The following is a 21,739-nucleotide window of genomic DNA, read 5'->3' on the forward strand; positions in this document are numbered from 1 at the left end:
AGCCGAAAGTCTTCAGGCACAGGCGCAAGCCGGATAATAACGGGAGCAAACATGAGCATCAGCAACAGCCATAAAAACGCGGTAGACCGGCAGTTCGGCGAGCAGGCCAACGCCTACTTAACCAGCGCGGTACACGCGCAGGGCAAGGATTTGCAGCGCCTTGCACAGTTACTGGAACCGCATGCCGGCGCGCGTCTGCTCGATCTGGGCTGCGGCGCCGGGCATGCCAGCTTCACGGCGGCGGCCAGGGTAGCGCAGGTGGTGGCCTACGATCTGTCGGCGCAGATGCTGGCGGTGGTGGAGCAGGCGGCGGCGGAAAAAGGCCTGAACAACATTCAGCTGCAGCAGGGCGTGGCGGAGTCTTTGCCGTTTGAGGACGCCGGCTTCGATCTGGTCATCAGCCGCTATTCGGCGCACCACTGGCACGACGTCGGCCAGGCGCTGCGTGAGGTCAGGCGGGTACTCAAGCCGGGCGGCAGAGCGATCTTTATGGACGTGGTCTCGCCGGGGCATCCGCTGTTGGATATCTATCTGCAAACCGTGGAAGTGCTGCGCGACACCTCACACGTGCGCAACTATGCGCCGGGCGAGTGGCTGACGTTGCTGACCGAAGCCGGGCTGGTGGTGCGCGAGGTGACGTCGGATCGGTTGATGCTGGAGTTTGGCAGTTGGGTGGCGCGTATGCGCACGCCGGCGCATTTCGTTACCGCGATCCGCGCGCTGCAGCAAAGCGTGTCGCAGGAGGTGGCGGCGCATTTCGCCATTCAGCCGGACGGCACCTTTACCAGCGATATCATGATGTTTGAAGTGACGAAGGGCTGAAAGCAACGGGGCAGCCGATGAAGGCTGCCCCGCGAAACGCTATCGGCTGCGATGCGCTTATTTTTTATCTTCCAGCAGGCAGCGGTAGATAAGGCCGCCGATAATGCCGCCGACCAGCGGCACCAGCCAGAAGACCCACAGCTGCTGCAGCGCCCAGGTGCCCTGGAAGATCGCTACGCCGGTGCTGCGCGCCGGGTTGACGGAGGTGTTGGTCACCGGGATGCTGATCAGGTGGATCAGAGTCAGCGTCAGGCCGATCGCCAGCGGGGCGAAGCCTGCCGGCGCGCGTTTGTCGGTCACGCCATGAATAACGATCAGGAAGAAGGCGGTCAGCACCAGCTCAATCACGATTGCTGATTGCAGAGAGTAACCGCCCGGAGAGTGTTCGCCGTAACCGTTGGAGGCGAAACCGCCTGCGGTGGCGTCGAAACCGGCTTTGCCGCTGGCGATCAAATACAGCACCGCCGCTGCGGCGATACCGCCGATCACCTGAGCGATCACGTAAGGGATCACGTCTTTCGCCGCGAAACGGCCGCCGGCGAATAAGCCGACGGTGATCGCCGGGTTAAAGTGCCCGCCGGAAATATGGCCGACGGCATAGGCCATCGTCACCACGGTCAGACCGAAAGCGAGCGCAACGCCGAGGAAACCAATACCCAGCTGTGGGAATGCCGCTGCTAATACTGCGCTACCACAACCACCAAACACCAACCAAAATGTGCCAAAAAATTCGGCAAAAAGTCGCTTTGACATAGATTCCATCCTGCGGAATTGACTAACGGGCGTTAGCACTAAAAACTATAGAACAGCTTTTTCAGTTCATGCAGATATTCTATAGAATTTTCTTAATGCACCTTGAATAACGGCGGTATTAAATCCTCGGCATTTTATTTTGTCTATGAGAAAAACGCCGTTTTTTCCCGTGCCGGCGCGCGTTTGCCGATTTTTTTATCTTTGCCATAAGAATTTACCCTAAGCGAAATGGCACGCTATTTTCGGGCGATTTTTTCCAGCGGTTTTCCCCATTCAATACGCTCAGGTTAATTGCTAATTTCTATTTGCCAGCCAACTTTATTACCGATTGTGCATTTGACGAATGGCCTGTTGTCATCTAAGTGTCATGCTAAATTAATATCTTCTTCTGCCTGATAACGCTTCATTCAACCTCGGGTAAAAATCATGAAAATAAAATCGCTCTCCCTGCTGTTGGCTTCACTGTTTCCTGTATTCACCTACGCTGCCGACATTGAGGTGGCGCGTTATGTGGTCGGCTTTCCCGGCGGGGAACGCGTCGCGTATCAGGGGGCGTTCGCCAAGAATTTCCCGCAGGGGCTACCGGTGGGGATCGGCTCAGGGCTGACGTTCAACAGCAAGCAGGGCGACGATCTGGTGCTGACGACGCTGACCGATCGCGGCCCGAATGCCGATGCCCCTGCGGTGGGCAAGCAAGAAGCCAAGATTTTCGCCAATCCGCAATTCGTGCCCCTGTTGATGGACATTCGTATTGGCGGCGGCAAGGCCGTGGCCGAGAATGCGCGGCCCTTGCATGACGAAAAAGGGCCGATCAGCGGGCTGCCGCTGCCGGGCGAGCTGATTGGTTCCACGAACGAAGTGGCGTTGAATGACGCGCTGCAACCGCTGTCCGGCGATCGCCGCGGGTTGGATACCGAAGGCATCATCGGTGACGGCAACGGCGGCTATTGGCTGTGTGACGAGTACGGCCCGTTTCTGATCCATGTCGACGGCAAAGGCAAAATTCTCGCCAAATACGGCCCAACGCCGCAGGCCGGCGAGCAGGCGGTGGCGAGCGGTTTACCGAACATCCTGAAGTGGCGCCAGCCCAACCGCGGTTTTGAGGGGCTGACCCGAATGCCGGATGGGCGCATTCTGGCGGCGGTGCAGAGCACGCTGGATGTCGAGGGCAAAAGTAAAAACAAGGCGCAGTTTATCCGGCTGGTGAGCTTCGATCCGCGCAGTGGCAAAACCGCCATGTACGGCTATCCCATCGATATCGACAGCTATAAAAAAGCCAAAGACGCCAAGATTGGCGATGTGGTGGCGTTGGACAACCAGCGCGTCCTGTTGATTGAACAGGGAAGCGATAAAGATAAAACAATGATCAACAAGATCTATTTGGTGGATCTCGCGCAGGCCAGCGATCTGAGCGCGTTTGACGACCAGGGGAAAGCGCTGGAGTTCGACGATGCGAAAGAGCTCGCCAAACGCGGCGTGAAGCTGGCGCAGAAACGGGAAGTGGCGGATCTGCGCCAGTTGGGCTGGCGCCAGGAGAAAGCCGAAGGGTTGGCGCTGATCGACGATCGCACGCTGGCGGTGATCAACGACAACGATTTCGGCTTGCAGGCCAAGCTGGTGGATGCGTCGCCAAAGAGCAAGAAAATCGGCGACTACCAGCTGGAGAAAGAAGGGCGGTTGAGCCTCGACGGCGACAAGACCGACGCCCGCATCGAATTGCGCCCGCTGGAGCAGCCGGAGTCGCTGAGCGAGCTCTGGGTGCTCACCTTGCCGCACCCCTTGAAGTGACCGATATCGGGGGCGATAGCGCCCCCTTTTGCTTCAGGCTTCCGCGTGCCGCTGCGGCGTTCTGCCGCGCGAGATGCTCTCCCACATCGCCAAAATCAGCGTAGCTCAGCGCGCCTCGGCGGGTAAAAAATCTTAAATAGCGGCGGCGCGCGTTCTTTCTTTCGTCCTGTCTTTAATTGTTCACCAAATAGGGGTAAGGTGAAGCCTGTAAAGTCATTCCTGCCTGAAAATACATACTCGTTCTCACTTCCTCCTTATTCTCCTCACAATGATTGATGTTCTTTACGTTGCGTGACGTCCGTTTTCATTGGCTAGCGGATAATTAACATCACTGACAACGAGCTAATAAACAAGAACACCTGGAGTCAATCATGAAACTTATCCCAAGCATCGCAGCCGTATTGATCGCCGCCGCTTCCTTCTCCACTTTCGCCGCGCCGCTGTCGTCGGTGAAACAGGTCAACAGCGAGCAGGCCGCCAATCTGCAAAGCGTCGGCGTAGTGTCGGTTTCCGGCATTAGCGGCTCACCGCATGACGCCATCACCGCCCTGAAAGAAAAAGCCGCGGCGGACGGCGCCAGCCATTACCGTATTATCGGTCTGGATACCCCCGGGGATTCCAGCAACTGGCGCGGCAATGCGGAAATTTATCGCTAAGCGTTGGTTTTTTTTCACCCTCTGGCCGCGGCAGTGCGGTCAATAAAATAAACGGTCGTAATAATTATCTGAATAGCCGGGGGCATAGCGGCTTATTTTCAGATCATTATTACGACCGTTTTTCTTTTTCCACCGCGGCTGAGGTTGCATTTTTTTACAACTGTGTCCGCCGCTTTCGGAATCATGTTAATGATTACTTAAGAAATTCGGCTCACATTGAGGGCTTAACCCAAGGAGGCCTCAATGTTAAATGCGACCCGGCTGCAACTGATGAATCACTTCGCTTACCTGCAGCAATTTATGGCTTCGCCGCGCACCGTCGGCACGCTGGCGCCTTCTTCTCCGTGGCTGTGCCAGGCGATGTTGAACCAGATTGAATGGACCCGGGCGTTGTCGATCGCGGAGCTGGGCGCGGCGGACGGCGTACTGACCAAACGCATTCTGGGGCGGATGCGCGCCGATGCGGCGCTGGAGGCTTTCGAGATCCAACCCCATTTTGTGCATCGGCTGCGCGGAATTGACGATCGGCGGCTGCAGGTGATGGCCCATTCGGCAACCCGGATGGCCACGGATTACGACGTGGTGTTTTCCTGCCTGCCGCTGCTGTCGATCCCGGTCAGGATCAGCGTGCGCATTCTTCAGCAGGCCCGGCAACGGCTGCTGGCGCGCAACGGCACGCTGGTGCTGTTCCAATACAGTCCCCTGTCGGAAAAATTGCTGTCGCGCTATTTTCACTGGAAGCGCCTGCGGGTGGTGCGCAACTTCCCGCCGGCGCTGGTGTATGTCTGTACGCCGCGTTAGCTACAGCGTTTTCTCCATCACCACCACGTCTTCGTCATGCTGCCGGCGGCGCTCAAGGGGATGCCAACCCCAGCCGGCGTACAGCGCTTCCGATTTATCGGTGATGAGATGCAAGACCGAGTGATGGCGCTGCCGCGCCGCCTCGACGATGGCCATTTCCAGACGGTGGGCGATGCCCTTGCGGCGGTGATCGGGATGCACGAAAACGCCGGCCAGCCACGGGGTGAGATCCTGGCGCTGATGATCGTCGCTGGGCCACAGGCTGGCCATGCCCACCGGGCGATCGCCATCGATCATCATCAACGTCAGGTGATCGTCGCTCGGCCGGCTGCATTGGGCGAAGCGCAGCTGGGTGCGCTCCAGCGTTCCGCCGCGCTGTGAGCCCCACTGGCCGAAGGCCCAGGCGGCGCACACATCGGCAAACTGCGGGCACTCCGACAGCGGAATGATGCGTTGAGTCATGGTGATCTCCCGATTTTTTGCTGTTTCTCCGTTCTATTTAACCGACTTTTCCGCCATTTTTTTAACTTTTTAAAGCCGCTCTTTCAGCGGTTTCGCGGTGTTTCGGCGCGCCCCCGGCGCCGTTTCCCGGATTTCTTTTGGCAATTGCGGCGCAGGATTGCAAGTGCTAATGAGAGTGATTATCATGCGCACACTATTCCCCGTGTCGGTTCAATCATGCGCAATTCCCTCATTTTACTGCTGCTTTCCCTGTGCTTTGGCGTGTTTTCCGCTCAGGCGAAGACGGTGACCGATATCACCGGCCGCCAGGTCGTGGTGCCGGACAACCCGCAGCGCATCGTGGTGGGGGAGAGCCGCATGCTGTATACGCTGGCGCTGCTGGAGCCGGGCAACCCGGCGCAGCGCATCGTCGGCTGGCCGGCGGATCTGGCGCGGTTCGACGCGCAAAGCTGGCAGCTCTATACGCAGAAATTCCCGCAGATCGCCGCGATCCCCATTATCAGCGGCAATAATTTCCGCCAGGTTAACATCGAAAGCCTGCTGCAGCTGAAGCCGGATCTGGTGATCCTGGCGCGCTACGCGCGTGAAGACGGCGACAACGATCTGCTGGTTTCCGCGCTGAACAAGGCCGGCGTGGCGGTGATCTACGTCGATCTGCGCATCGATTTGCTGAACAACACCGTGCCGAGCGTGCGGCTGCTGGGCGAAGTGCTCAATCGCCGGCAGCGCGCCGAGCAGTTCATCGCGTTTTATCAGCAGCATATGGCGGTGATCCGGCAACGGCTGGCGGGCTATCAGGGACCGAAGCCCAAAGTGATGCTGCACCTGCATCTGGGGCGGCGCGACACCTGCTGCACTACCGCCGCGCACGGCAACCTCGGCGATCTGCTGACCTTCGCCGGCGGCGACAACATCGCCAACGCCAGCGTCAAAGGGGTGTATGGCGAACTGAACCCGGAAACCATTCTGAGCGCCAATCCCGAGGTTTACCTCGCGACCGGCATGGCCGGCCCGCAGGGCAAGCGGCTGTCCGATCTGCGCCTCGGGCCGCAGGTCAGCCAACAGGACGCCGCCGATAGCTTCCGCCGGCTGATCGCCAAACAGCCAATGCTGGCCAGCCTGCAGGCGGTGAAAAACCATCGCGCCTGGAGCGTCTGGCACAATTTTTACCTCAGCCCGTACCACGTGGTGCTGGTCGAGATGTTCGCCAAAGCGTTTTACCCGGATCTGTTCGCCGACATTAACCCGCAGCAGACCTTCCAACAGCTGTATCAGCAGTTTTTGCCGTTACCTTTTTCAGGGACCTATTGGAGTCAGTTAGATAATGAATAACAACAAGCGCGGCTGGTGGTGCGCGTTGCCTTTGGCGGCCTGCGCGACATCGCCGACGTGGGCGGCGGAAAAAGCCGCATCGAAAGAAGAAAGCCTGGTGGTGATTGGCCGCAAAGACGCCGACGGCGTGCAGAGCTATCAGCCGTTGACCAGCGTCACCGGCACCCGCAGCGAAACCAGCCTGCTGAACGTGCCGCAGGCGATCGACGTGGTGCCGCAGCAGGTGATTACCGATCAGGCGGTCAGCAGCCTGGACGAAGCGCTGTACAACGTCAGCGGCATTACCCAGGCCAACACGCTGGGCGGCACCCAGGACGCGGTCATGAAACGCGGCTTCGGCGACAACCGCGACGGCTCCATTCTGCGCGACGGCGTGCGCTCGGTGCAGGCGCGCAATTTCACGCCGACCACCGAGCGGGTGGAGGTGCTCAAGGGGCCGGCCTCGATGCTGTACGGCATGGGCGAGCCGGGCGGGATGATCAACATGATCACCAAAAAGCCCCAGCTGCAGCAGCATACCCACGTGGAAGGCTGGGGCAGCAGCTTCAACGGCGGCGGCGGCCAGCTTGACGTTACCGGGCCGCTCGGCACGTCGGGGTTCGCCTATCGCATGATCGTCGATCACGATGAAACCGATTACTGGCGCAACTTTGGCCGCAATCGCCAGACGGTGATCGCGCCGTCGTTGATGTGGTACGGCGAGAACACCACCGTGCGCTTGGCCTATGAACATATGGAATATCTGGTGCCGTTCGATCGCGGCACCATTATCGATTCGCGCACCGGCAAACCGGTGAATACGCCGCGCGATCGCCGTTTCGACGAAGCCTATAACGCCACCCGCGGCGATCAGGACAGCGTTACCCTGCAGATTGATCAAACGCTCAACGAGCGTTGGAAAAGCTCACTGACCTACGCCTACAGCCGCAACAGCTACAGCGACAACCAGGCGCGCGCCACGGCGCTGAACCCGGAGAGCGGCGTATTGAGCCGCCAGGCCGACGCGACCGCCAACGCCGTCAGCCACGCCAACGCGGTGCAGCTGACGCTCAATGGCGACGTGGACTGGGGCAGCATCAACCACCAGATGCTGTTCGGCTTCGATTTTGAAGATAACCGTACCTACCGCGGCGACATGATCCGCGGTAAAAAGAACAGCGATTTCAATATCTATCATCCGGTATACGGCCTGATGCCGCCGTCAACCGCGGTCAGCGCCAAAGACAGCGACCAGCGGGAAAACCTCACCAGCTACGGCTGGTTTATGCAGGATTCCATCCAGCTGACCGATAAATGGCTGGTGATGGGCGGGCTGCGTTACGACGCTTTCGACGTTTATGCCGGCAAGGGGCGGCCGTTCCAGACCAATACCGACAGCTCGGACAGCAAGCTGGTGCCGCGCGCCGGGGTGGTCTACAAGCTGACGCCTTATGTGTCGCTGTACAGCAGCTATACCGAGTCGTTCAAGCCGAACTCCTCCATCGCCACCCAAATTGGTTCGCTGCCGCCGGAGCAGGGCAAGTCGTGGGAAGTCGGCGGCAAGCTGGCGCTGCCGAACGGCGTTACCGGCACGCTGGCGCTGTTTGACATCACCAAGCGCAACGTGATGGTCAATGAGCTGGTGGAGGGCGAAACCGTGACGCGCACCGCCGGGCGCGTGCGTTCGCAGGGCGTGGAGCTGGACGTGGCCGGCAATCTCACCGACTCGCTGAGCCTGATCGGTTCCTATGCGTATACCGACGCGCGGGTGGTGGACGATCCGGACAACAAGGGGAAAGAGATGACCAACGTGGCGCGCCACACCGCCTCGCTGTTCCTGACCCAGAATCTGGGCAGCCCGGGCCTGTACAGCGGCGATGAGGTGCGCATCGGCGCCGGCGCGCGTTACGTGGGCCGCCGCCCGGGTGACGCCGCCAACAGCTTCTACCTGGATAATTACACCGTTGCCGATGCGTTCGCCGCTTATACCATGCCGATCAACGGCTATCGGGTGAAATGGCAGCTGAACGTGAAGAACCTGTTCGATAAAACCTACTACCCGTCCAGCGGCGGCAACCTGCGCGTGGCGGTGGGGGAACCGCGTGAGGTGGTGCTGCGCGGCAGTGTCGATTTCTAAGCCACGGGCGGTGAAATTTGCTTAAATAACCGCCCCAACGTTAAGGAGAACCCATGAGCCTGCAGATTCGTTTGGCGCAGCAGCGGGATATTGTGCACTTGATGGCGGTTGAACGTTCGGCGGCGCAGCTGTTTCGCCAGCAGCCGGAATGGCGCTTTATCGCCGAAGGCGAGGTGATGGCCCCGCAGCAGCATGCCGCATTTATCGCCGAGCGCCGTGAATGGCTGGCGGAAAGCGACAACGGCGAGTGCGCCGGTTTTATCGCCGTGCAGGCTCAGGGGGAAGATTGGCACATCGCCGAATTGTCGGTCGCCGGCACCTGGCAGCGGCAGGGCATCGGCCGTCGCCTGATCGGCGCGGTGGCGCAAGAGGCCAAACGGCAGGGCGCGGGCCGCCTGACGCTCACCACCTTCATTGAGGTGCCGTGGAATGCGCCTTACTACCGGCGGCTGGGATTCCGGCCGCTCGACGACGCGCGGCTCACGGCCGCTCTGCGGCGGCACCTGGATGAGGATCTGGCGCACGGCTTTGCCGCAGGCAGTCGCTGTGCCATGGAATTTACACTATCGTAAATATTGAAATACAGAGCGGGCAGGGTATGATGCTGCCACCACGCCATCGCACCCGCTCGGTATTTTGGTATGCAATGCACTCAAGTCACCGCATAAGGGACAACCCGTAATGACACAAACCCTGTTCATGATAGGCGCTCGCGGAGCCGGCAAGACCACGGTAGGCAGCGCATTGGCGTTGGCGTTGGGCTATCAGTTCGTCGATACCGATCTGTTTATGCAGCAGGCGGCGCAGATGAGCGTGGCGGAAATGGTCGAGCGCGAGGGCTGGCTGGGGTTCCGCCGCCGCGAGACCATCGCGTTGCAAACCGTGACCAAGCCGTCAACTATAGTTGCCACCGGCGGCGGGGCGATCCTGGCGGAGGAGAACCGCCAGTTTATGCGCCAGCATGGCACCGTTATCTACCTGCGCGCGCCGGCCAGCGTGTTGGCGCAGCGGTTGGAAGAGTACCCGGAAGATGCGCAGCGCCCGACGCTCACCGGCAGACCGATCGCCGAGGAGATGCTCGAGGTGCTGGCGGCGCGCGAAGCGCTGTATCAGGACGCCGCGCATTACGTGATAGACGGCGCCGCCGATCCGCAGCGGGTGGTGGAACAAATCCTCGCGGTGTTGCCGCGTGAGACGGTGAAGTAACCCTTTCTTCTCTTCGGGCGCCGGGCGCCCGTTTTCCTATTCCGTTTGCCGAGCCGGCGCAAAGTACGCCCCGGGCGTAACGCCGAAGCGGCGACGAAAGGCGGCGATATAGGCGCTGACGTTGTCATAGCCACAGGCGTCGGCCACCTCGCCGACCGCTTTGCCGCGTGATAATCCCTCCAGTGAACGCAATACCCGCGCCTGCTGGCGCCACAGCGCGAAGCTGATGCCGGTTTCCTGCAGAAAGCGGCGGCTCAGGGTGCGCGGGCTGAGCCCGGCCCAAATGGCCCAGTCGCGCTGGCTGCGCGGGCTGGCGGGATCGTTCAGCAGCGCCCGGGCGATGTTCAGCAACCGGGCGTCCTGCGGCAGCGGCAATTGTAACGGCGCGCGGCTTGCCGCGTGCATTTCGTCCAGCAGCACCTGCAGCAGCCGCCGTTGCGGCGCACTCAGCGGGCCGGCGGGGAACTGCGCGATGCGCTCCACCAGGGCCTGCAACAGCGCAGAGGCCGTAAACAGCTGCGGCAGCGGCGGCATCTCCGGCACGCTTTCCACCGGCAGATACAGACTCCAGCCCGCCACGTCGCCGCAGGCCAGCGCCTGATGGGCGCATCCCGGCGGCAGCCAGCCCAGCGTACCGCCGGTGATCGCCCATTGCCGGCCCGGGAGCTCCATTGCCAGCATGCCGCGCGTCAAGAGATAGATCTGGCCGCCTTCGTGCCGGTGCCAGGGCGTCAGGTGCTTTTTTTCATGCTGAAGGCGTTGGCTGCGGATCTGCGTCATATTGGCCGTTTAACGTTATTTAAAGTCTTGATGTGGTTATTATGCCATCGCCTGGTCGGGATAGGATCGCCGTTCACCCTATTTCGGAGAAACCTGATGACTCAACTTACCCCACTGAACCTGGTGCTCGATACGCTGCAGCAGGTCGTCGCCAGCCCGGAGCACCGGCCAACGCAGCTCGCCGCCCGTTTCAGCGCAGACTACCGCCAGCAGGTGGATGGCAAGGTGCTGAACTTCGAGCAGTTTGAGCAACACATGGCGCTGCTGAAGCGGCAAACTCGCCGCATGACGCTGAGCGTGATCGCGGCGGCGGAGCGGGGCGAGGCGGTGCTGACCCATCATCTGGTCGAGGTGGAAAAGCGCGACGGCTCCTGCAGCCGCGTGCGGGTGCTGGCGCACTTCACCGTGCGTGAGGGCCGCATTTGCGCCTGCGATGAACTGACCGAGCTGCTGGCGGGCGTGCCCGGCGATCGCGATCTTGGCTCGCGCGTGTCGGAATGAGGGCGGCTGCTATACTTGCTACTGTGTGAAACACACGGGAGAACGGCATGCGCGAAAATGATCAACCTGCTTATCCACGGAGCGCCCGCGTCGTAGAGGTGTTTCGGGGCGACCCGAACCTGCATCTGCGCCGTTTTGAAGTGCGCACCGACGACATTGAGCCGAATACGCTGCTCAGTGAACATGAAACCGAGCAGGAAGCGCTCGACGCCAAGCATCGCTATGAGGACGAGGCGTTAGAGCTCTGACCTGCAGCCCAGCGGAAACCGGCGCTAGGCCGGTTTCCCGTTTATCCCCGCCTTAGCACATATTTCCCAGAACAATATTGATAATGATAATCATTTATGTGATTTTTATCGCCCCTATTGGGTGTTTCACTTCTGGGAAAAGAGATGTCCAATTCCGAGTTGCAGGCGCTGTTTCTGCGCCATATGCGGCCGCTGCAAGCCTATTTGAACGCCAAACTGCGCGACCCTCAGCTGGCTGCGGACTTGGCGCAGGAAAGTTTTACCCGCCTGACCGAGCAGTATCCGCAGGGTAATATTCTCGATATCGAGGCCTACCTGTACAAAACCGCCAAAAACCTGATGCTCGACCATCTGCGCCAGCAACAGCGGCGGCAGACCGAAGCGGTCGAAGACGACGTTCTGGCGCAGTATCCCTCCGGTGAACCGGCGCTTGAACAACTGGCGATCGATAGCCAATTGCTGCAGCTGTTGCAACAGGCGCTGGCGGACATGCCGCCGCGCACGCAGCAGATTTTCCGCCTTAACCGGCTCGATGGCCTGACCCAGGCGCAGGTGGCGGCGCAGCTGGGCGTGTCGCTCAGCACGGTGGAAAAACACTTGGCCAGCGCGCTCGAGCGGCTGATGGCGCGGATGGAAGAACAATAATGGCAATTTTTTTACGGGTTTATCCGCGCTCAGACGTCTTAACCTATAACCAGAAAAAACAGAGGTCTATGCCATTATGAAACCGCTAACCGCACAGGCGCGACAGCAGGCGGCCGCCTGGGCCGTGAGCCTGGCCGAAGGGGCGCTGCCGGCCGATCGGCGGCGAGCGCTGGACGCCTGGCTGGCCGCCGATCCGCAGCATCCGGCGGCGCTGCGTCAGGCTCGCCTGCTGTGGACGACGCTGGGGCAACTGCCGCCAGAGCAGCGGCAGGCGTTACAACCGCAGGTGGCGGCGCTGAAAACGCCATCTCGCCATCGATGGCCCCGCTGGGCGGTGGCGGCGGCGGTGGCGATCGCCGTTTCCTTCGGCGTTTATCGCGGGCCGGATCTGTGGATCGGCATGCAGGCGGATTATCAAACCGTTCGCGGCGAGGTGCGCGAAGTGGCATTGCCGGACGGCAGCCGGGTGGCGCTGGACAGCGGCAGCGCGATCGCACTGGCGTATTCCGCAGGCGAACGCAAGGTGCGGCTGCTGAGCGGCGCCGCCTATTTTATCGTCGCGCCGTTAGGTGGGGCGGAAAGCCGCCCATTCAGGGTGGAGGCGGAAAACGGCGTCACCCAGGCGCTGGGCACCGAGTTCAGCGTGGCGCGCACTGAACGGGGCGTGGACATCAGCGTGCATCAGCACAGCGTGCGGGTGACGCTTGAGCGCGGCGAGCGCTCGTTGGTGGTCGCGCAACGCCAGGCGGCGCATTACCGCAACGGGCAGCTGCAGCTGACGCGGCAAACGGCCGGCGATGACGCCTGGCGGCGCGGCTGGCTGGTGATCGACCGCCAACCGCTGCCGCAGGCGCTCTCGCAGCTCAACCGCTATCGCGCGACCCGCATCGTGGCGGTCAATCCCGCGCTAAGAGCGCGCACGGTGAGCGGCGTGTTTGCGCTCAATAAGCTCGACGATGGCGTCGGCGCCATTCGTCAGGAACTCTCCGCCCGCCAACTGAATCTCCCCGGCATCACGCTGCTTTACTGAGCGGCGCAGGCGGGCCGGGATGCCCGTTTCGCCGCTATTTTCACTTTCTGTAAAAAATCTTTACGGGTTTTTGCCTCCCGGAACGTCCTTATGTTTAAACGAGATTGATTTCCATTATCACTTGGTTTGGCATTCTTTCGGGTGGAACACACACGCATGTTTATTCACAAGGGAACCACGCCGGCCGGCCGATTGGCCACGGCGGTACGCGCCGCGCTGGCGGCGATGATGTTGACTCAGCCGGCTGTGGCGCTCGCCGCCCAGGCTGAGGCGAACGGCGCGCAGGCTGCACAGCAAAAGCATTTCAACATTGCGGCGCAGCCGCTGCAAAGCGCCATGTTGCGCTTCGCCGAGCAGGCCGGCATGCAGGTATTTTTCGACGAGGTGAAGCTCGATGGCATGCAGGCGGCGGCGCTGAACGGCAGCATGAGCGTTGAACAGGGCCTGCGGCGCTTGATCGGCGGCAATCCGGTGGCTTTCCGCCTGCAGCCGCAGGGGCAGATCGTATTGAGCCGGCTGCCGACGGCGAACGGCGACGGCGGTGCGCTGGCGCTGGACAGCCTGACGGTGCTGGGCGCCGGCGGCATCAACGCCAACGATTGGGTTTACGACGAACCGCGCTCGGTCAGCGTCATCAGCCGCGAACAGATGGACAACCGCCCGGCGCGACACGCGGCCGATATTCTGGAGCAGACGACGGGGGCCTATTCCAGCGTCAGCCAGCAAGATCCGGCGCTGTCGGTCAACATCCGCGGCATACAAGACTACGGCCGGGTGAACATGAACATCGACGGCATGCGGCAGAATTTTCAAAAGAGCGGCCATGGCCAGCGTAACGGCACCATGTACATCGATTCCGAACTGCTGTCCGGCGTAACCATCGACAAGGGCACCACCGGCGGTATGGGCAGCGCCGGCACGCTCGGCGGCATCGCCACCTTCAATACCGTCAGCGCGAGCGATTTCCTGGCGCCGGGCAAAGAGCTGGGCGGCAAGCTGCACGCCAGCACCGGCGATAACGGCACCCACTTCATCGGCAGCGGCATACTGGCATTGGGTAACGAAACCGGCGATATCCTGCTGGCCGCCAGCGAACGCCACCTCGGCGACTATTGGCCCGGCAACAAGGGCGACATCGGCAACATTCGCATCAATAACGACACCGGCAATTACGATCGCTACGCCGAGAGCATCAAGAACAACAAAATCCCCGACACTAATTACCGCATGCACTCGCGGCTGGCCAAGGTGGGCTGGAACCTGCCCGCCAACCAACGCCTGCAATTGAGCTATCTGCAGACCCAGACCGCGTCGCCGATCGCCGGCACGTTGACCAACCTGGGCACCCGGCCGCCTTATGAACTGGGCTGGAAGCGCACCGGTTACAGCGACGTGATGGCGCGCAACGCGGCGTTCGACTACAGCCTGGCGCCGGAAGGCGTCGACTGGCTCGATTTTCAGGCCAAGCTGTACTACGTCGATACTCAGGACGACAGCGACACCTACAGCACCAGCTCGCTGCTGGACAACGGCTACGCGACGCGCACCCGCCTGCGCACCTATGGCGCGCAGGCGCAAAACACCTCGCGTTTCAGCCTGGCGCCGGGGCATGACTTCCGCGCCAACTACGGGCTGGAGTTCTATTACGACAAAGTGACCAGCGACTCTTCCCGTGAGGGTATGGAAGGGGTGACGCCGGCCGGCAACCGTTCGGTCGGCAGCCTGTTCGCCAACCTGACCTACGACTATGACGGCTGGCTGACGCTGGAGGGCGGGCTGCGTTACGACCGCTATCGCCTGCGCGGCCAGACCGGCCTGAGCTATCCGGATTTGGCCAAGGATGGGCAACGCTACACGATTGACAATCCTTGCAAAGCGTTGCGTCTGACCGGCTGTTCAACCACGACCCGCGAAGATTGGGACGTGGATCGCGATCAGGGCAAGCTGTCGCCGACGCTGGCGGTGGCGGTGCGCCCCGGCGTGGAGTGGCTTGAGCTGTATACCACCTACGGCAAATCCTGGCGGCCGCCGGCGATCACCGAAACGCTGACTAACGGCAGCGCACACAGTTCTTCCACGCAATACCCCAACCCGTTCCTGCAGCCCGAGCGCTCGCGCGCCTGGGAAGTCGGGTTCAACGTGCAGCAGCCGGATCTGTGGTTTGAGGGCGATCGGTTGGTGGCCAAGGTGGCCTACTTCGACACCAAAGTGGATAACTACATCAACCTGGCGATAGACCGCAATAAACCGGGGCTGGTGCAGCCGAGCATCGGCAATGCCGCTTACGTCAACAACCTGTCTAAAACCCGCTTCCGCGGGCTGGAGTACCAGCTCAACTATGACGCCGGGGTGTTCTACGCCGACCTGACCTATACCCACATGATCGGCAAAAACGAGTTCTGCTCGAACAAGGCCTGGTTGGGAGGGCGTCTGCGCTACGGCGACGGATCGCGCCGCGGCAACTTCTATGTTGAGCCGGATGCCGCTTCCAATGACTTCGTCACGTGTGACGGGGGGACGCAGTTCGGCTCCGCCGCCTACCTGCCGGGCGATCGCGGCTCGGTGACGCTGGGCGGCCGCGCCTTCGATCGCAAGCTGGACGCCGGGGTGACCGTGCGCTTTGCGCCGGGCTATCAGGACAGCTCGGTGCCATCCAACTATCCGTACCTGGCCGACTGGCCGAAGTACACCCTGTTCGATCTGTACGCCAGCTACAAGCTGACCGACAGCCTGACGCTGCGCGGCTCGGTGGAGAACCTGACCAACCGCGCCTACGTCGTCAGCTATGGGGAGACGCTGGCCAATACCCTGGGGCGCGGCCGCACCGTGCAGGGCGGGGTGGAATACCGTTTTTAAGCAGTAAAAGGGCGTTGCTCATCCTTGAGCACAAGGGCTGCCTCGCAAGGGGCGCCGTTCATCAATGGAGATAGAGAAATGGCATTTTCAGTTAACTATGACAGCAGCTTTGGCGGTTACAGCATTCATGACTATCTGGGCCAATGGGCTTCGACATTCGGTGATATCAACCATACCAACGGCAATGTCGTCGAAGGCTCAAACAGCGGTGGCTTCTACGGCGGCCGGTTGTCCGGTAGCCAATACGCCGTGACCAGTACGGACAACCATGTCACGTCGGTCGTGGCGGGTGGCAACCTGACCTACACGCTGTTCAATGAACCGGCGCATACCCTGTACGGCCAGCTGGATTCCCTGTCGTTCGGCGACGGTTTGAGCGGTGGTGATACATCACCGTACAGCATTCAGGTGCCTGACGTCAGCTTCGGCGGCCTGAACCTCAGCAGCCTGCAGGCGCAGGGCCACGATGGCGTGGTGCACCAGGTGGTGTACGGCCTGATGTCCGGCGATACCGGCGCGCTGGAAACCGCGCTGAACGGCATCCTCGACGACTACGGCCTGAGCGTCAACTCCACCTTCGATCAGGTGGCGGCGGCGACGGCGGTGGGCGTGCAGCACGCCGACAGCCCGGAACTGCTGGCGGCCTGATCGCGGCCGTTTGCCCGCCGGCGCCGCGCGCCCCGGCGGGCATTTTCTCGTTTTTAGCCGATGGAAAACGCCATGAAAAACGCCGTCAGGCGCGGAGAAGTGATGAGCGTGCTGGCCGCATACCGGCGCGGATTTTGGGGCATCGCGCTGTTTACCGCGGTGATCAATCTGCTGATGCTGGCACCGGCGCTGTACATGCTGCAGGTCTACGATCGCGTGTTGCCGTCGGGCAACCGCATGACGCTGGCGATGTTGACCCTGATGGTGGTCGGCCTTTACCTGTTTATGGGGCTGCTGGAGTGGGTGCGCAGCCAGGTGGTGATCCGCCTCGGCGCCCAGATGGATATGCGCCTGAATCAGCGGGTCTACGACGCCGCCTTCGAAACCAACCTGAAAACCGGCAACCCGCTGGCGGGGCAGGCGCTGAACGATCTGACCAACCTGCGCCAGTTCGCCACCGGCAATGCGCTGTTCGCCTTTTTCGATGCCCCATGGTTCCCGGTTTATCTGCTGGTGGTTTTTCTGCTCCACCCCTGGCTTGGCGCGTTGGCCAGCGCCGGGGTGATCGTGCTGGTGCTGCTGGCCTGGCTCAACCAGCGGGTGTCGCAGGCGCCGCTCGCGGAGGCCGGCCGGGTCGCGCTGAGCGCCACGCAGCAGGCCAACGGCAACCTGCGCAATGCGGAGGCCATCGCCGCCATGGGGATGCTGACCGACTTGCGCCTGCGCTGGCTGCGGCAGCATCAGCAGTTCCTGCTGTTGCAGAACCGCGCCAGCGAGAAAATCGCCGCCGTCACCGCCTGGTCGAAAACCGTGCGGCTGGCGCTGCAGTCGCTGATGTTGGGCTGTGGCGCGCTGCTGGCGGTCAACGGCGACATTACGCCGGGCATGATGATCGCCGGATCGATCCTGATCGGCAGGGTGCTGGGGCCGATCGATCAGTTGATAGGCGCCTGGAAGCAGTGGTCGTCGGCGCGCCAGTCCCTGCAGCGGCTGGAGGTGATGCTGGCCGCCAACCCGCCGCATGCGGCGAGCCTGCCGCTGCCGGCGCCCAGCGGCGCATTGGCCGTGAATCAGCTGACCGCCGGCGCGCCGGGCGGGAGCGCGCCGGTGTTGCACGGCGTCAGTTTTCGTCTGGAGGCCGGGGAGGTGCTGGGCGTCATTGGCGCGTCCGGCTCCGGCAAAACGCTGCTGATGCGCCAACTGGTCGGCGCGCTGACGCCGCTCAGCGGCGACGTGCGGCTGGACGGTGCGGATCTTCGGCAGTGGGACAAACAGCAACTGGGGCCGCATATCGGCTACTTGCCGCAGGATATCCAGCTGTTCGCCGGCACCCTGACGGAAAATATCGCCCGCTTTGGCCAGGTTGACGCCGAGAAGGTGGTGGCCGCCGCCGCGCTGGCCGGCGTGCACCAACTGATCCTGCATTTGCCCAAAGGGTATGAAACCGAGCTGGGCGAGGGTGGCAGCGGCCTGTCCGGCGGCCAGCGTCAGCGGGTGGCGCTGGCGCGCGCGCTGTATGGCTCTCCGGCGTTGGTGGTATTGGACGAACCGAACGCCAACCTCGATCGCGAAGGGGAAGAGGCGCTGCAGCGGGCGATCGAAGCGCTGAAAAAGCGCGGCACCACCATCGTGTTGGTGACCCACAAACCGGCGATCCTGGCGACGACCGACAGATTGCTGGTGCTGGCCGCCGGCCAGGTGCAGCACTTCGGCCCCAGCGACGCCATTCTGAAAAAACTGCCTGGTTTTACGCCCGCGGCCGTACCGGCCAACGCCGGCCGCAGCAGCGGCGGCGGTTTCAACGTCAACTACGCCAATTTTGCCAAAACGGCCAGCGGTGAACGAAAAGTATGAGCAATCAGAGTGTGATCCCCGGCGATATCGACGCGCTTTCCCGGCAGTTCGACGAAGGGCGCCACCTGCGGCTCGGTGGTTGGCTGGTGCTGTTGGGGTTTGGCGGTTTCCTGCTGTGGGGGCTGTTGGCGCCGCTGGATAAGGGCGTGCCGGTCTCCGGCAGCGTGGTGGTGGCCGGCAACCGCAAGGCGGTACAGCACCCGAGCGGCGGCGTGGTGTCGCAAATTCAGGTGCATGAGGGCGACCGGGTCAGCGCCGGACAGGTGCTGCTGCTGATGGATACCGTCGACAGCCGCACCCAGCGCGATGCGCTGCGCAGCCAGCAGTTGAGCAACGCCGCGCAGCGGGCGCGGCTGCAGGCCGAGCGCGACGGCCTGCAGGCGATCGCTTTCCCGGCATTGCTGCAGGCGCGGCGGGAGGAGCCGGAGGTGATGTCGTTGATGCTGCTGCAACAGCAGCTTTTCACCAGCCGCCGCGCGGCGTTGCAGAGCGAGCTGGCGGCGATCGCGGAGAGCATCGCCGGATCGCAGGCGATGCTGGAAGGGATCCGGCAGTCTTACGTCAGCAAGCAGCGGCAAAAGGCCATGTTGCAGGAGCAACTGAGCGGCATGCGCAAGCTGGCGGCGCAAGGGTATGTGGCGCGCAACCGGCTGCTGGATCTGGAAGGGCAGTATGCGCAGATCGACGGCCAGGCGTCCGAAGACACCGGCAATATCGGCCGCCTGGGGCGCCAGATCCTGGAGCTGAAGCTGCGGGCGATCCAGCGGCGGGAAGAGTATCAAAAAGAGGTCAGCAGCCAATTGGCCGAGGTGCGGATGAAGTTGGACGAGCTGGATAACCGCCTGGCCAAGGCGGAGGCCGATCTGGGTCATACGCAGGTGAAAGCGCCGGTGGCGGGCACCGTGGTGGGGCTGAGCGTGTTCACCGAAGGCGGCGTGATCGGCGCCGGTCAGCAGCTGATGGAGATCGTGCCCAGCGATCGGGGGCTGCAGGTGGAGGCGCGTATTCCGGTCGAGCTGATCGACAAGGTGCAGGTGGGCTTGCCGGTCGAGCTGTTGTTCTCGGCGTTTAACCAAAGCACCACGCCGCGCGTCGAGGGTGAAGTGACGCTGGTCGGGGCCGATCGCCTGACCGACGAGAAAAGCGGCGCGCCCTATTACAGCGTGCGCGCCAAGGTCAGCGAAGCGGGTCTGCAGCGGTTGAACGGGTTGGAAATCCGCCCGGGGATGCCGGTCGAAGGGTTCATCCGCACCGGCGAACGTTCGATGATGAACTACCTGTTCAAACCGCTGACCGATCGCCTTCATCTGGCGCTGACGGAAGAGTGAGCATGTCGGTTTCGCCGCTGCCTTTCGCCGCGCCCGGCGATGCCATGCCCTGGCGCCGTTGCCTGGTGCTGGTGCTGGCGCTGCACCTGCTGGCCGCAGCGCTGCTCTGGCCCTGGCGAGACAAGGCCGAGCCGCCGTGGGTGCCGCCGCCGGCGGTCATGGTGGTGATGGCCGCCGCACCGCAGGCTCCGGCCGAGGTAAAACAACCGCCGGGGCAAAGGACGCCGCCGCCTCAGGTTGAACCGCCGGCGCCGCCGGAACCCTTGCCGACGGTGAAGGTGCCTGAAGCCGTACGGCCGAACATCGCCGTACCGCCGAAGCAGAAAAAACTGCCAAAGCCGGTGAAGAAAATCCCCCTGCCGCGCACGCCGCCGCAGGAGAAAACGATCGCGCCGCCGAGAATTCAGGAGCAAAGCGTCGGCGCGCCGCCGCCGGGCCGGGCGGATAAAGCGGCCGCGCCGCAAACCCGCCTGACGCCCTATGCACAGGCGGGGGAAGATAGCTGGCGCAGCCGCATCAACGGCCGCCTTAATCGCTTTAAGCGTTATCCCAAAGACGCCTTGCGGCTGAAGCGCCAGGGCGTCGGGCAGGTGCGTTTCACCCTGGACAGGCAGGGCCATGTGTTGGCAGTGACGCTGGTCAGCAGCGCCGGGTTGCCGTCGCTGGATCGCGAAATCCAGGCGCTGGTCAAGCGCGCTTCGCCGTTGCCTACGCCGCCGGCGGACGCCTACGTCAACGGCACGGTGGAATTGACGTTGCCGATCGATTTCAGTTTGCGCGGCGCAAGTTTTTGAGCCGCGACAATATCTCTCCCTGATAAAATCATTTTTCAGCAGCTTGTCCTGCCATTCATTATTTTCAAAGCGTATCGTTATTTTATTTGGCGCGGCGGAGTCAGCGTTCTGCGCGATATTTTCATTTAAAAAGCACGAATGCCTTTTATTTTTCGGCTGACAAAAAATAAACAGCTTGACGCTGCGGAGTTCGGGTTTTAGTTTTTAATTATAAAATAGGAACTGAGTTCCATATAGTGGAACAAGGCGGATCATGACAACGCTGGAAAATGCCGCTGCGGTATTAAAACTCTTTTCTCAACAACGCGTGATGCATGGCCAACCGGGCATTGCATTCAGCGACGTGGTAGATCAATTGGCGCTGCCGAAAAGCACGGTATCGCGCCTGCTGCAGAGCATGGAAAATCAGGGCATGCTGGAGCGCGATCCCGATAGCCGGCGTTACCGCATCGGCGCGCTGTTGCTGGCGGCATCCAGCCACTATCTGTCGATGCCGCTGGTGGACAACCTGGCGGCCAGCATGGCGCAGCTGTGCCGCCAGACGGCGTGTACCGGCTACCTCTCGGTGCTGGAGGGGCAGGAGATCATGGTGATGCGCATGTTCCCCGGCCGCCACTTTTTGCAGGTGGTCACCCCGGCGGGCTACCGTTCACCGGCGGCGGAAACCTCGGTCGGCCGGGCGATACTGGCGCGTGAAAGCGACGAGCAGGTTCGGGCGCGTTACGCCGGCGGTTACCGGGCGGCTTCGCCCAATGCGCCGCAAACGCTGGATGCGCTGCTGCAGAAGTTGCAGCAGGTGAGGCGCCAGGGCTGGTCGCTGGCGCGCAATGAAACCTTGAACGGCATCAGTTCGCTGGCGACCGCGCTGGTGAACAAGCACGGCAGCGAGACGGTGGGGCTGTGTCTATCCTTCCCTTCGCAGGGCGAGGAACAGCCGTTTGTACCGGAAGTTCTGGCCGAATTAACCGCAGTCAGCCGCCAACTGGCGGAAAAATATGGCGATGATTATTGGCAGCAGATCAACTAACGCGCCGGAGCTATAACGTTTCATCATCATTAACGAGCGCCGACACCAGGGAACTCATTAATTATATTTCACCGTATTTTATTGGTGAGAAA

At 61.8% G+C, this 21,739-nt stretch carries 21 protein-coding genes; 18 read left to right on the top strand and 3 right to left on the bottom strand.

All coding sequences use genetic code 11. The features are described 5' to 3' along the window. Window positions 1-51: 51 nt before the first annotated feature. Entirely contained in the window at window positions 52-822 is a 771-nt protein-coding gene (locus ACJ8HB_RS22245; RefSeq protein ID WP_033647366.1) for a class I SAM-dependent methyltransferase, read from the top strand. Between the two features lie 57 nt (window positions 823-879). On the opposite strand, the gene aqpZ is transcribed toward ACJ8HB_RS22245, so the two are convergent. Then, window positions 880-1,575 carry an aquaporin Z gene (aqpZ, locus tag ACJ8HB_RS22250; protein WP_025301712.1) on the bottom strand — a complete coding sequence of 232 codons (696 nt, stop codon included), beginning with the start codon at window positions 1,573-1,575 and terminating at the stop codon, window positions 880-882. 426 nt (window positions 1,576-2,001) lie between these two features. Here aqpZ and ACJ8HB_RS22255 point away from each other — a divergent pair, with 426 nt between their 5' ends. The 3 genes from ACJ8HB_RS22255 to ACJ8HB_RS22265 all read left to right on the top strand — a co-directional run bounded on the left by ACJ8HB_RS22255 (window position 2,002) and on the right by ACJ8HB_RS22265 (window position 4,820). Then, the gene (locus ACJ8HB_RS22255) at window positions 2,002-3,363 is read left to right on the top strand and encodes an esterase-like activity of phytase family protein (protein WP_043146679.1); all 1,362 of its coding nucleotides are present in this window, start codon (window positions 2,002-2,004) and stop codon (window positions 3,361-3,363) included. A gap of 371 nt (window positions 3,364-3,734) precedes the next feature. Then, window positions 3,735-4,019 carry a YdgH/BhsA/McbA-like domain containing protein gene (locus tag ACJ8HB_RS22260; RefSeq protein ID WP_033647361.1) on the top strand — a complete coding sequence of 95 codons (285 nt, stop codon included), beginning with the start codon at window positions 3,735-3,737 and terminating at the stop codon, window positions 4,017-4,019. 243 nt (window positions 4,020-4,262) lie between these two features. After that, window positions 4,263-4,820 carry a class I SAM-dependent methyltransferase gene (locus ACJ8HB_RS22265; RefSeq protein ID WP_047569086.1) on the top strand — a complete coding sequence of 186 codons (558 nt, stop codon included), beginning with the start codon at window positions 4,263-4,265 and terminating at the stop codon, window positions 4,818-4,820. Here the strand turns inward: ACJ8HB_RS22265 and ACJ8HB_RS22270 are convergent, their stop codons facing one another. Further along, a complete protein-coding gene (locus tag ACJ8HB_RS22270) occupies window positions 4,821-5,282 on the bottom strand; it encodes a GNAT family N-acetyltransferase (RefSeq protein WP_033637256.1) in 462 nt (153 codons plus the stop codon). Between the two features lie 216 nt (window positions 5,283-5,498). Here ACJ8HB_RS22270 and ACJ8HB_RS22275 point away from each other — a divergent pair, with 216 nt between their 5' ends. The 4 genes from ACJ8HB_RS22275 to aroL all read left to right on the top strand — a co-directional run bounded on the left by ACJ8HB_RS22275 (window position 5,499) and on the right by aroL (window position 9,936). Then, window positions 5,499-6,614, top strand: coding sequence for an ABC transporter substrate-binding protein (locus ACJ8HB_RS22275; RefSeq protein ID WP_047569084.1), 1,116 nt, complete (start codon window positions 5,499-5,501; stop codon window positions 6,612-6,614). Continuing rightward, window positions 6,607-8,730 (top strand): TonB-dependent siderophore receptor, encoded by a 2,124-nt coding sequence (locus tag ACJ8HB_RS22280; protein ID WP_047569082.1) that lies wholly within the window; start codon window positions 6,607-6,609, stop codon window positions 8,728-8,730. The genes ACJ8HB_RS22275 and ACJ8HB_RS22280 overlap by 8 nt, the downstream gene beginning before the upstream one ends. A gap of 53 nt (window positions 8,731-8,783) precedes the next feature. Next, window positions 8,784-9,302 (top strand): GNAT family N-acetyltransferase, encoded by a 519-nt coding sequence (locus tag ACJ8HB_RS22285; RefSeq protein ID WP_047569079.1) that lies wholly within the window; start codon window positions 8,784-8,786, stop codon window positions 9,300-9,302. 109 nt (window positions 9,303-9,411) lie between these two features. Next, window positions 9,412-9,936 (top strand): shikimate kinase AroL, encoded by a 525-nt coding sequence (gene aroL, locus ACJ8HB_RS22290; protein WP_033637260.1) that lies wholly within the window; start codon window positions 9,412-9,414, stop codon window positions 9,934-9,936. 36 nt (window positions 9,937-9,972) lie between these two features. On the opposite strand, the gene ACJ8HB_RS22295 is transcribed toward aroL, so the two are convergent. Next, window positions 9,973-10,716 carry a helix-turn-helix domain-containing protein gene (locus ACJ8HB_RS22295; RefSeq protein WP_033637261.1) on the bottom strand — a complete coding sequence of 248 codons (744 nt, stop codon included), beginning with the start codon at window positions 10,714-10,716 and terminating at the stop codon, window positions 9,973-9,975. Window positions 10,717-10,812: 96 nt separating this feature from the next. Between ACJ8HB_RS22295 and ACJ8HB_RS22300 the strand changes: the two genes are divergently transcribed. The 10 genes from ACJ8HB_RS22300 (at window position 10,813) to ACJ8HB_RS22345 (ending at window position 21,647) form a co-directional block, all read left to right on the top strand. Beyond that, window positions 10,813-11,217, top strand: coding sequence for a nuclear transport factor 2 family protein (locus ACJ8HB_RS22300; protein WP_033637262.1), 405 nt, complete (start codon window positions 10,813-10,815; stop codon window positions 11,215-11,217). 47 nt (window positions 11,218-11,264) lie between these two features. Next, window positions 11,265-11,465 carry a YaiA family protein gene (locus ACJ8HB_RS22305; RefSeq protein ID WP_004940491.1) on the top strand — a complete coding sequence of 67 codons (201 nt, stop codon included), beginning with the start codon at window positions 11,265-11,267 and terminating at the stop codon, window positions 11,463-11,465. Window positions 11,466-11,609: 144 nt separating this feature from the next. Next, complete coding sequence (locus ACJ8HB_RS22310) at window positions 11,610-12,110, top strand: RNA polymerase sigma factor (protein WP_033653296.1); 501 nt, start codon at window positions 11,610-11,612, stop codon at window positions 12,108-12,110. Window positions 12,111-12,186: 76 nt separating this feature from the next. Next, window positions 12,187-13,140, top strand: a complete 954-nt coding sequence (locus tag ACJ8HB_RS22315; RefSeq protein ID WP_047569076.1) for a FecR family protein — start codon at window positions 12,187-12,189, stop codon at window positions 13,138-13,140. A gap of 156 nt (window positions 13,141-13,296) precedes the next feature. Next, complete coding sequence (locus ACJ8HB_RS22320) at window positions 13,297-15,996, top strand: TonB-dependent receptor (RefSeq protein ID WP_047569074.1); 2,700 nt, start codon at window positions 13,297-13,299, stop codon at window positions 15,994-15,996. A gap of 78 nt (window positions 15,997-16,074) precedes the next feature. Further along, the gene (locus ACJ8HB_RS22325; RefSeq protein WP_033647344.1) at window positions 16,075-16,644 is read left to right on the top strand and encodes a heme acquisition protein HasA; all 570 of its coding nucleotides are present in this window, start codon (window positions 16,075-16,077) and stop codon (window positions 16,642-16,644) included. A 72-nt stretch (window positions 16,645-16,716) separates the two neighbouring features. Further along, on the top strand, window positions 16,717-18,498 hold the full coding sequence (locus ACJ8HB_RS22330) for a type I secretion system permease/ATPase (protein WP_039567131.1): 1,782 nt from the start codon (window positions 16,717-16,719) through the stop codon (window positions 18,496-18,498). After that, a complete protein-coding gene (locus ACJ8HB_RS22335) occupies window positions 18,495-19,826 on the top strand; it encodes an HlyD family type I secretion periplasmic adaptor subunit (protein WP_047569072.1) in 1,332 nt (443 codons plus the stop codon). Before ACJ8HB_RS22330 ends, ACJ8HB_RS22335 begins: the two co-directional genes overlap by 4 nt. Window positions 19,827-19,828: 2 nt before the next feature. After that, window positions 19,829-20,620 carry an energy transducer TonB gene (locus ACJ8HB_RS22340; RefSeq protein ID WP_047569070.1) on the top strand — a complete coding sequence of 264 codons (792 nt, stop codon included), beginning with the start codon at window positions 19,829-19,831 and terminating at the stop codon, window positions 20,618-20,620. Window positions 20,621-20,873: 253 nt separating this feature from the next. Beyond that, on the top strand, window positions 20,874-21,647 hold the full coding sequence (locus ACJ8HB_RS22345; RefSeq protein ID WP_033647338.1) for an IclR family transcriptional regulator: 774 nt from the start codon (window positions 20,874-20,876) through the stop codon (window positions 21,645-21,647). The last annotated feature ends 92 nt before the right edge of the window (window positions 21,648-21,739 follow it).

It is taken from the genome of Serratia sp. CY27727 (assembly GCF_052169275.1).
Lineage (GTDB): Bacteria > Pseudomonadota > Gammaproteobacteria > Enterobacterales > Enterobacteriaceae > Serratia > Serratia sarumanii.

Coding starts and splice junctions, on each gene's coding strand:
- ACJ8HB_RS22285 (WP_047569079.1), top strand. CDS start 8,784: ATGAGCCTGCAGATTCGTTTGGCGCAGCAGCGGGATATTGTGCACTTG.
- ACJ8HB_RS22300 (WP_033637262.1), top strand. CDS start 10,813: ATGACTCAACTTACCCCACTGAACCTGGTGCTCGATACGCTGCAGCAG.
- aroL (WP_033637260.1), top strand. CDS start 9,412: ATGACACAAACCCTGTTCATGATAGGCGCTCGCGGAGCCGGCAAGACC.
- ACJ8HB_RS22325 (WP_033647344.1), top strand. CDS start 16,075: ATGGCATTTTCAGTTAACTATGACAGCAGCTTTGGCGGTTACAGCATT.
- ACJ8HB_RS22305 (WP_004940491.1), top strand. CDS start 11,265: ATGCGCGAAAATGATCAACCTGCTTATCCACGGAGCGCCCGCGTCGTA.
- ACJ8HB_RS22270 (WP_033637256.1), bottom strand. CDS start 5,282: ATGACTCAACGCATCATTCCGCTGTCGGAGTGCCCGCAGTTTGCCGAT.
- ACJ8HB_RS22335 (WP_047569072.1), top strand. CDS start 18,495: ATGAGCAATCAGAGTGTGATCCCCGGCGATATCGACGCGCTTTCCCGG.
- ACJ8HB_RS22315 (WP_047569076.1), top strand. CDS start 12,187: ATGAAACCGCTAACCGCACAGGCGCGACAGCAGGCGGCCGCCTGGGCC.
- ACJ8HB_RS22260 (WP_033647361.1), top strand. CDS start 3,735: ATGAAACTTATCCCAAGCATCGCAGCCGTATTGATCGCCGCCGCTTCC.
- ACJ8HB_RS22245 (WP_033647366.1), top strand. CDS start 52: ATGAGCATCAGCAACAGCCATAAAAACGCGGTAGACCGGCAGTTCGGC.
- ACJ8HB_RS22330 (WP_039567131.1), top strand. CDS start 16,717: ATGAAAAACGCCGTCAGGCGCGGAGAAGTGATGAGCGTGCTGGCCGCA.
- ACJ8HB_RS22265 (WP_047569086.1), top strand. CDS start 4,263: ATGTTAAATGCGACCCGGCTGCAACTGATGAATCACTTCGCTTACCTG.
- ACJ8HB_RS22320 (WP_047569074.1), top strand. CDS start 13,297: ATGTTTATTCACAAGGGAACCACGCCGGCCGGCCGATTGGCCACGGCG.
- ACJ8HB_RS22295 (WP_033637261.1), bottom strand. CDS start 10,716: ATGACGCAGATCCGCAGCCAACGCCTTCAGCATGAAAAAAAGCACCTG.
- ACJ8HB_RS22345 (WP_033647338.1), top strand. CDS start 20,874: ATGACAACGCTGGAAAATGCCGCTGCGGTATTAAAACTCTTTTCTCAA.
- ACJ8HB_RS22280 (WP_047569082.1), top strand. CDS start 6,607: ATGAATAACAACAAGCGCGGCTGGTGGTGCGCGTTGCCTTTGGCGGCC.
- ACJ8HB_RS22310 (WP_033653296.1), top strand. CDS start 11,610: ATGTCCAATTCCGAGTTGCAGGCGCTGTTTCTGCGCCATATGCGGCCG.
- aqpZ (WP_025301712.1), bottom strand. CDS start 1,575: ATGTCAAAGCGACTTTTTGCCGAATTTTTTGGCACATTTTGGTTGGTG.
- ACJ8HB_RS22255 (WP_043146679.1), top strand. CDS start 2,002: ATGAAAATAAAATCGCTCTCCCTGCTGTTGGCTTCACTGTTTCCTGTA.
- ACJ8HB_RS22340 (WP_047569070.1), top strand. CDS start 19,829: ATGTCGGTTTCGCCGCTGCCTTTCGCCGCGCCCGGCGATGCCATGCCC.
- ACJ8HB_RS22275 (WP_047569084.1), top strand. CDS start 5,499: ATGCGCAATTCCCTCATTTTACTGCTGCTTTCCCTGTGCTTTGGCGTG.